This window comes from Massilia sp. UBA6681, from assembly GCF_002454935.1.
Lineage (GTDB): Bacteria > Pseudomonadota > Gammaproteobacteria > Burkholderiales > Burkholderiaceae_D > Telluria > Telluria varians.
This window is the reverse complement of sequence record NZ_DKJX01000010.1, coordinates 1-8,178: the sequence shown is the minus strand read 5'-3', so window position 1 is coordinate 8,178 and position 8,178 is coordinate 1. Positions and strand designations below refer to the sequence as shown.

The 8,178-nt window shown below is 69.6% G+C and carries 7 protein-coding genes and 1 pseudogene; 5 read left to right on the top strand and 3 right to left on the bottom strand.

The features are described from left to right. Positions 1–424 (top strand): annotated as a pseudogene (locus tag B2R83_RS01550) (hypothetical protein); the annotation flags it as partial. An 8-nt stretch (positions 425–432) separates the two neighbouring features. Continuing rightward, positions 433–888, top strand: a complete 456-nt coding sequence (locus tag B2R83_RS01545) for an SH3 domain-containing protein (protein WP_292037924.1) — start codon at positions 433–435, stop codon at positions 886–888. Here B2R83_RS01545 and B2R83_RS01540 read toward each other — a convergent pair. Further along, positions 874–1,341 carry a GNAT family N-acetyltransferase gene (locus B2R83_RS01540; protein WP_292037923.1) on the bottom strand — a complete coding sequence of 156 codons (468 nt, stop codon included), beginning with the start codon at positions 1,339–1,341 and terminating at the stop codon, positions 874–876. The genes B2R83_RS01545 and B2R83_RS01540 overlap by 15 nt on opposite strands. A 109-nt stretch (positions 1,342–1,450) precedes the next feature. Between B2R83_RS01540 and B2R83_RS01535 the strand changes: the two genes are divergently transcribed. From B2R83_RS01535 to B2R83_RS01525, 3 genes are all read left to right on the top strand, one after another. Then, positions 1,451–2,737: an MFS transporter gene (locus tag B2R83_RS01535; protein WP_292037921.1), complete on the top strand. Its 1,287-nt coding sequence runs from the start codon at positions 1,451–1,453 to the stop codon at positions 2,735–2,737. Positions 2,738–2,799: 62 nt separating this feature from the next. Then, positions 2,800–3,783 carry a PP2C family protein-serine/threonine phosphatase gene (locus B2R83_RS01530; RefSeq protein WP_292037920.1) on the top strand — a complete coding sequence of 328 codons (984 nt, stop codon included), beginning with the start codon at positions 2,800–2,802 and terminating at the stop codon, positions 3,781–3,783. A gap of 113 nt (positions 3,784–3,896) precedes the next feature. Beyond that, positions 3,897–5,423 carry an FHA domain-containing protein gene (locus B2R83_RS01525; RefSeq protein ID WP_292037919.1) on the top strand — a complete coding sequence of 509 codons (1,527 nt, stop codon included), beginning with the start codon at positions 3,897–3,899 and terminating at the stop codon, positions 5,421–5,423. Positions 5,424–6,088: 665 nt separating this feature from the next. Here B2R83_RS01525 and B2R83_RS01520 read toward each other — a convergent pair. Continuing rightward, entirely contained in the window at positions 6,089–6,991 is a 903-nt protein-coding gene (locus B2R83_RS01520) for a pirin family protein (protein ID WP_292037918.1), read from the bottom strand. 75 nt (positions 6,992–7,066) lie between these two features. Continuing rightward, the coding region (locus tag B2R83_RS01515) for a formylglycine-generating enzyme family protein (RefSeq protein ID WP_292037917.1) at positions 7,067–8,178 on the bottom strand (1,112 nt) is incomplete at its 5' end.

Below are 8,178 nucleotides of genomic sequence, written 5' to 3'. Positions count from 1 at the left end.
CGGCCCCAGCCTGCGGTTGCACGCGGTGGCGCCCGGCATGGCGGACCGCTACGCGGCCCTGCTCGCACTGCCGCAAGGCCCCGAGCAGCCGGCGGCGGCCGGCACCCGCCTGGTGTTCGGACGCGGCATGCCGGCGCTGGCCGGGCTGCGGGTGCTCGACGGCCCGACCTTCCTGCGCCATCTCGATGGCAGCGCGGCCGCCAGCGCCGACCGCCTCGGCCTGTCGCGCAATGCCTTCGGCTGGGAAGCCACCGGCGAAGGCTTGCGCATCGTGCGACTGTCCGAGACCCAGGCGCTGTTCCACCTCGATGCGGACCTGAAGCTGGTGGCGCCGATCACGCAGGCCACGCAGGAGCAGCCCTACCTGCTGCCCTCCGGCCACCACCTGGTGGCCGGCCACTACGTGCTGCGCTTCGACGCTTGAGTCCAGCCATGCCGTCCGCGACCGTCATCGCCGCCTATTGCGCCGGCCTGCTGCTGACGCTGTGCCTGGCCGCCTGGCTGACCCCGCGCGCCTGGTGGCGCCGTGCGAACGCGCGCGCCCTGGCGGTGCTGGTGTGCGGCACCGCGCTGCTGGGGGGATTGCTGCATGCGCTCGTCGAGCCGGATGCGGTTCCGCGCGCGGCCACGCTGGCGGCGCTGCCCGTGTCCGAGGCGCCGGTGGCGGGTGCGCAGTACCGCGTGCGCGACCATCTCAACCTGCGCGAGCATACCGGGATCAACGCGCGCCGCCTGGCCGTGGTGCCGGCCGGCGCGCGGGTGACGGCGACCGGCCAGCGCCGGGGCGACTGGTGGCAGGTCAGCGCCGTGGTGGATGGCCGCCGCCACGATGGCTGGGCCAGCAGCCTGTGGCTGCGCCGCGCCGACGAGAATTCAGTGGTCTTCTGAGCCGCCCAATCGCATCGGGTTGAAGTACAGGCCCTTGGCGCACTGGGTCGGCCCGACGCGCACGAAGCCGAAGGCCTCGTACACCGGAACCGCGAAGTTCGAGGAGTTCACCGTGAAGCTGCCGTCGCCGCCCGCCGCGATCGCCGCCTCGCGCGCCGCCTCCCACAAGGCGCGCGCCACGCCTTGCCGGTGCCAGCGCTTGCCGACGAACAGGTGGAACAAATGGCTGCGGTCGCGCACCGCGACGAAACCGGCCAGCTGGCCGTCGATGAGCGCCACGTGATAGACGTGGCCGCGCGCCAGGAAGCCGCGCACGCCCATCTCGTTGTTCTCGGCAAGGAAGGTCGCTGCGCCCTCGGGCGGCGATTCGTGCACGATGTATTCGCGCGCCAGCTCGCGCAACAACGCTGCCACGGCGGGGATGTCCGTGGCCACTAGCGGTCGGATCAACATGGGTTTCGCGGCAAAGGTGTTTTGGGAATGCCACAATATCACAGAAAACACTTTCCGTACGGCAATTTAATTGACTGTGGGTAGCGAAGCCACCTACACTGGCCAGACCATGCCAGACCCGAGCTCCCCGTCTTCTTCCCCTATCGGCGCGAGCCTCGCCCATGGCCTGTTGTCCGCCCCGCCCGGGCGCCGCAAGGTGCCGCTAACCCGGCCGCTGCGCCACCCGCGCTACCGCAATCTCTGGCTCGCCAACATGGTCTCGAACATGGGCACCTGGATCCAGACCTTCGCTTCGGCCTGGCTGGTGGCCTCGATCTCGAGCTCGGCCTCGATCACCTCGCTGGTGCAGACCGCGACCTATGTGCCGGTGTTCGTGTTCGCCCTGCTGGCGGGGGTCGTGGCGGACGCCGTGCACCGGCCAAAGTTCCTGTTCTACTGCAACCTGTACATGGCGCTGTGCGCCGCCATCATGGCGCTCCTGGCGGGCACCGGGCTGGTGGCCGCCACGCCGGTGCTGCTGCTGACCTTCTGCATCGGCATCGGTACCGCCTTCATCTGGCCGGCCTGGCAAGCCGCCATGTTCGGCCTGGTCGAGCCGGATGAAGTGGAGGCCGCGGCCACCCTCAACAACCTGTCCTACAACCTGTCGGCCATCATCGGCCCGGCCGTGGGCGGCCTGCTGTTCGAGGGAATCGGACCGGGCGCGCTGTTCCTGGCCAATGCCCTGTCCTTCGCCGGCCTGCTCGGCGTGTACTGGAGCTGGTGGCGCGAAGGCGGGCCGCAGCCGCTGGCGGCCGAGGGCTTTCGCGCGCGCTTCGTGTCGGGCGTCCGGACCGCCTTCGGCTGCGCGCGCTACCGCCGCATCCTGCGCAACGTCTGCACCGTGTTCTTCTCGACCATCGCTTTCGCCAGCCTGCTGCCGGTCTACGTACGCGAGGTGCTGCGCATGCAGTCCAGCACCTACGGCACCCTGATGGGCTGCCTGGGCGGCGGCGCGGTGCTGGCCGCCTTCTTCCTGCCGCAGCTGCGTGCCCGGGTCGACAAGACCGGCGTGCTGGCCGGCGCCATGCTGGTCTACGGCGGCATGCTGCTGGCCATGGCCGCGAGCCGCTCGCTGTTGCTGCTGGTGCCATTGATCCTGTGCGGCGGCATGGCCTGGTCGGCCACGGTATCGACCCTGAACGCCGCGGCCCAGCTGTCCTTCCCGGCCGAAATCCGCGCCCGCACCCTGTCGATCTACCTGTTCGTCATGTCAGGCGGCTATGTAGCGGACAGCCTGTTCTGGGGCCAGGTGGCCGAACGATGGGGCGTGCGCGCGGCCCTGGGCGCCGCCGGGGCTTGCGTGCTGGCCAATGCGCTGGTCCTCGTCACGGGAAGCAGGAAAAACCCGCTCTAATCGCGGCATGAAAGGAGCTTGTTCAGGTGTAAAGTAGCGGGATTGTCCAGCCGATCCGCCTCATGCCCTCATCCGACATCCTGTCCGCCTTCGATTTTGCGCCGCGCTACGACGTGGCCGTGGCCAGCCGCCGCGGCAGCGGCCCGGTGCAGCGCCCCGAGAACCAGGACAATTTCGTCGTCATCGATGGCGCCGGCCAGGCCCATTACCTGCTCGGCCAGGTGCCGCAGCAGGCGCAGGTCGGGGCCTGGCCCGCGGGCCACGGCCGGGTGGCGGTGCTGGACGGGATGGGCGGACACGGCCATGGGCGCGAAGCCGCGGAGGCGGTCGCCGCCGGGCTGCTCACGATTCCAGCCTGCCGCACGCCAGCCGAGCTGGCGCGCCACCTGGACGCCTTGCACGCAGAACTGCAGCGCCATTTCGCCGTCGACAGCGGCCCCCGCCCCGGCACCACCCTGACGATGCTGGAACTGCCGGCAGCTTCCGCGCCCCTGCTCTACCATGTGGGCGACTCGCGCCTGTACGAGATCGGCCCGGAGCGCGCCGTGCCGCTCACCGTCGACCACGTTCCCGCTACCGCGGCGGCCCTGGCCGGCCGCATCGACGAGGGCACTTGGCGCCGCCAGGTGCACGGCGCGCACGCGCCGCAGATCGCGCAAGCCTTCATCCTCGGCAATGCCTTCAGCAAACCGTCGCAGCTCTCGAACCCGCTGTTCGAACTGAGCCCGCTGAACCTGCCGTCCTGGCTGTGCGCCCTGCCGGACCGCCGCGTGCTGCGCCTGCGCGAGGACGCCTGCTACCTGCTGGCCACCGACGGCTTCTGGTCCTGCGCCGCGCCCGACCGCTTCGTGGACCGATGGCCGGACCTGCTGGCCGGCGCGCCCGACGCCGCGGCCATGGTCGGCCGCCTGTTCGGCGCGATGGAAAGCGCCCCGCCCGAGGGCTTGCACCCCGACAACCTGACCGCGCTGGTACTGCGTCCCCTGCCGCTGCAGGCCGGCGGCCACGCGGACGAAACCGCCCTGCCGGACGATGCGCCGGATTGAAAAATTCCCAACAGAAAATAATGTTGCTAATCAATGAATGCGGCGCGCCGCTGGGCAGTAAAAGGGCGTAAGCTAGCAATGTTGTCGATTACGATCGAGTCCGCCATCGTCCCATGAACCGCTGCCGCAATCCCGAGCATCCGCACTGCACCGTCTGGGTCATGCCCGGCGAGCAGCTGTGCGCCCACGGGCACGCCCAGCCGGCTTCCGATGGCGCCGCTTCCGGTGGCGGCCTGCCCGCGAGCTTCGAGGCGATCAGCGCGCTGCGCGCCCAGCGCGTCCCTGACGCGGCCGCAACGCGCACGAGCTGCGGCTTTGGCCGCCCGCAACTGCACATCAGCGGTTTCGACCCGCGCGCGGCCGGTGGGCGCCATGCCATCAAGCTGGAACTGCGCGGCATGCCGATGGATTGCGCGGCCGAGCTGCGCATGCTGGTCCGTTCCGGCCTGCGCCTGCGCGAAGGCGAAAGCTATGTCTTCCAGCGCACTTCGCGCGGCGACTGGCGCCCGGTGTTCCTGGAATTCTCCTCGCGCGGCCTGGAGCACGGCCAGTACCGCATCGACATCGAGCTGCACAGCCGCCATCCCTCGCTCCCCGGAGCGGCGCGCACCTGGACCTGCTCGCCGGTGATCCTGGTGCCGCGCATGGATGCCAGCCTGGGCGAGATCCACCAGACCTTCCTGGCCACCCACAAGAACGTGCGCGTGACCGCCGACGACGCCGGCATCGCACGGGTGCAGGCGCCGGGCGGCGGCAGCCTCGACATCGACGTCACGGCCCGCGACGGTTCGATCGCCCAGCTGGACATCCGCGATCCGCGCGACGGCGGGGGCAAGGTCGACCTGGGCTTGTCCACCATCGCCTGGGACGAAGACCTGATCGAGATCGACGTTCCGGTGCAAGCGGCCGGCCATCCCTGCCCGGCCAGCACCGCCTGCCTGGTGCACGCGGAGCCGGATTCGAGCGCGCAACGCCACTTGCGCCTGTTCGCGCTCGACGAATGCGTGCTGGGGCGTTTCGAAGAGATCGATCCGGAAGCCGACCTGCTCTTGACGCACTACGGCGAACACGGCGAGGAGCGCGGCGGCCTGACGCGCCGCCTGTCCGGCCGCCATGCGCTCATCCGCCAGGGCCGGCATGGCTTCGAGATCGAGGACGTGTCGCGCTACGGCCTGCTGCTCGACGGCGTCTGGCCGGGCAAGCACACGCCGACGCCGCTGCGGCTCGGCATGCGCATTGCCCTCACTGCCAGCATCCGTGGCGTGGTCGAACTGGAAGTGAGCGCCCTGCTGCCGCACGGCGTGATCCTGCACCGCGTCGACGCGGGTGCGCAGGCGGAAGCCTTCTGCATCCTCGCTCCCGACACCGATCCGGGCCGGCGCGAGGTCCTGGCTGCGCCGCGCGCCGCTGGCATGCCGCTGCTGTTCCACCGCGACGCTGGCTTCTGGCACCGCGACCAGCTCACGGGCGTGGAGACGCCGCTGTCGCCGGGCGCCAGTCTGGAGCGATTGTCCGGCATGGGCCGGCAGCTGCGCTTCACGGCTCGCCCCTATCCTGAGCTCGCCCAGGAAATGCGCGCGCAGACGCTCCGCGCCGGCGAGCGCCGGCGTGCACAGCCCGCTGCCTGGCTCGGCAGCTGAGCCGCGGCTCAAGCGCCGTGCGGGCGCAGGAGCAGGAAGACCAGCGAGGTACCGGCCAGCAGCGCCGCCTGCAGCGCGAAGACGATGACCGGGATCTTCAGGTGTTCTGGAATTTTCATGGCGCGTCCTCTCAATGGCGTTCAGAGAAAACCCGTACGGGAGCACCAGTTTACGCCCGCCGCAAACGACGCTGCGCCCTGTAGCCGCGCGACAATCTAACTCCTGCCCACAAGCCTGCGCCGGCGCACGCTGGTCAGGCGCATACCGGGGCCGAGTGCCCAGGCCAGAAGTGAGCCTGCACAAAAGCAGCGGCGTGCCACTCACTTGTACCGAGAATGCCAGTCTCGCATCGCTTCTTTTTCTGAATACCCACCTATTTTACTGATAATGAATAGATGAATGAGGACTGCGAGACCGCTGCCGATGCCGCCTCCAAGCACCAAGGTCCAACCCATCCAGTCAGGCACCGGATCGTCCCAGCTGGTTCCAGTAAATACCGAATGCAGCAACAAAGGGGACACCATGCAAAGAATAAGGACGATTATCGAAACCAAACCCGCGAGGATTCTGTATTGCTTAAGGCTCAAATTGACTCCTCACATGGTGAGCACTCCAATTGACCGGCGGTTGCCGCGAAAGACGGCAGTATGCACTTCCAAGCAAGCCTACTCGCGCGGCCCATCGTGCCGCCACGCCGCCGGCCACGCCGGCAGCGGAATGCGTTCCTGATCCCCCGGCACCGGCACGAAGGCATTCGCTTCCCAGTCGCGCGCCGCCTGCTCGATGCGCTCGCGGCTGGACGAGACGAAATTCCAGAAGATGTAGCGGCGTCCGTCCAGCGGCGCGCCGCCGATCAGCACGAAGCGCGCGCCGGTGCTGGACGTGACCCGCACCGGCATGCCCGGCTCCACCATGGCCATCGTGTTGGCCGGGATCGCTTCGCCGTCGACCTCGATGGCGCCCATCGGGGCGTACACGGCGCTCTCCTCCGGCAGGCCGCCGAGGTCGATGGACGCGCCCGGCGCCAGCTGCACGTCCAGGTACAGCGTGGTGCTGAAGGTCGGCACCGGCGACGTGCGCCCAAAAGCCGTGCCCACCAGCACCCGCACCGTGGCGCCTTCGAACTCGACTTCGGGAATCTGGTCCGCCGGAGTGTGCGAGAAGGCGGCCGGCGCTTCCTCGTGCTCGCGCGGCAGCGCCGCCCACAGCTGCAGGCCGTGGGTGCGGCGCACCCGGTCGAGCAAATCTTCCGGAGTGCGCTCGGAGTGGACGATGCCGCTGCCGGCCGTCATCCAGTTGATCGCGCCGGGCTCGATGCGCTGTTCGGTGCCCAGGCTGTCGCGGTGCATGATGGCGCCCTCGAACAGGTAAGTCACGGTGGCCAGCCCAATGTGCGGGTGCGGGCGCACGTCGTGGCGCGCGCCGGGCTCGGCTTCCACTGGGCCCATGTGGTCGAAGAACAGGAAGGGTCCGACCGACTGCCGTGCGGCAGCGGGCAGGATGCGCCGGACCTTGAAGCCCCCGCCAAGGTCCTTGTCATGCGATTTGAACAGGTGGGCAATGGCCATGACACTCCTCCGATGTGAACGATACGCCTACTGTACACCATCCGCCCTCGCCTGCAGGCAGGCCGGAGAATGGGTCTAGACCAGCTCGCGCAGCACGCGAAAACCCACGATGTCGTTCGACAGCACGCTGGAGAAACCGTTGCGCAGCGCCGAACGCAGGTAGCGCGGCGCGTACAGCCAGGAGCCGCCGCGCAGGATGCGGCGTGCCCCGTCGCCGCCGGTTTCCCATGCGCTGCCGTTGAGCGGCGCACCGATGTAGTTGTCGTGGACGACGTCCTGCACCCATTCCCACACGTTGCCGTGCATGTCGTACAGGCCCCAGCGATTGGCGGGGAACATACCGCACGGGGTGGTGCCGTGGCGGCAGGCGCCGCGCGCGCCGCCGTTGTAGGTGAACGTGCCGTCGTAGTTGGCCTGGTCGGGACCGATGGTGTCGCCGAAGCTGAAGGCAGTGCGGGTGCCGGCGCGGCAGCAATACTCCCACTCCGCTTCGCTCGGCAGGCGGTAGCGCTGGCCGGTGGCTTGCGACAGCCACCCCAGGTAACGCTGGGCGTCGTGCCAGGTGACGCCGACCACCGGGTGCGCATCGGTCTGCGTGAAGCCGGGCGCCAGCCAGTCCACGTCGCCCTGGGGCTCCCAGCCGGTCGCCTGCACGAACACGCGCCATTCGCCCACCGTGACGGGATAGCGTCCCAGTGCGAAGGGCCGTTCGATGCCGACCCAGCGCTGCGGCGTTTCGCGCTCCAGCCAGCGCTGCTGCGCGCCGGCCGCCATCGCGATCCTGCGCTCGTGCTCGTGGGAACCCATCTGGAAGCGGCCGGTCGGGATCAGGACCAGCGAGGGCCCGCTGCCGGCGCCCTCCAGGAAAGGGTCGCACAGCACACCGTCGCCGTCGGCCACCGGGCTGGCGGGCGTCGGCATGAGCTGCTGCAATTCGCTGGCCGTGCGCGCTGCCTGCAGTTCGCGTGCGCGCTTCTGCTCCGCCAGGTAGGCCGCGGCGGCCTTGGCCTGGGCCGCCTTGCGCTGGGCTTCTTCCTGCGCAAGGCGCGCCTTGGCGGCTTCTTCCTCCCGCTTGGCGAGCAGTTGCTGGCGCAACGCTTCCTTGCGCGCCGCGCGCGCCGCTTCCTGCTCCGCGCGCTCGCGCCGCTGCTGCTCGCGGCGCTGGCGCTCGACCAGGGCGCGGGCCG

Bases quoted from the DNA above. Each gene is read 5' to 3' on its own strand.
- B2R83_RS01545 (WP_292037924.1), top strand. From the start codon at position 433: ATGCCGTCCGCGACCGTCATCGCCGCCTATTGCGCCGGCCTGCTGCTG.
- B2R83_RS01540 (WP_292037923.1), bottom strand. From the start codon at position 1,341: ATGTTGATCCGACCGCTAGTGGCCACGGACATCCCCGCCGTGGCAGCG.
- B2R83_RS01535 (WP_292037921.1), top strand. From the start codon at position 1,451: ATGCCAGACCCGAGCTCCCCGTCTTCTTCCCCTATCGGCGCGAGCCTC.
- B2R83_RS01530 (WP_292037920.1), top strand. From the start codon at position 2,800: ATGCCCTCATCCGACATCCTGTCCGCCTTCGATTTTGCGCCGCGCTAC.
- B2R83_RS01525 (WP_292037919.1), top strand. From the start codon at position 3,897: ATGAACCGCTGCCGCAATCCCGAGCATCCGCACTGCACCGTCTGGGTC.
- B2R83_RS01520 (WP_292037918.1), bottom strand. From the start codon at position 6,991: ATGGCCATTGCCCACCTGTTCAAATCGCATGACAAGGACCTTGGCGGG.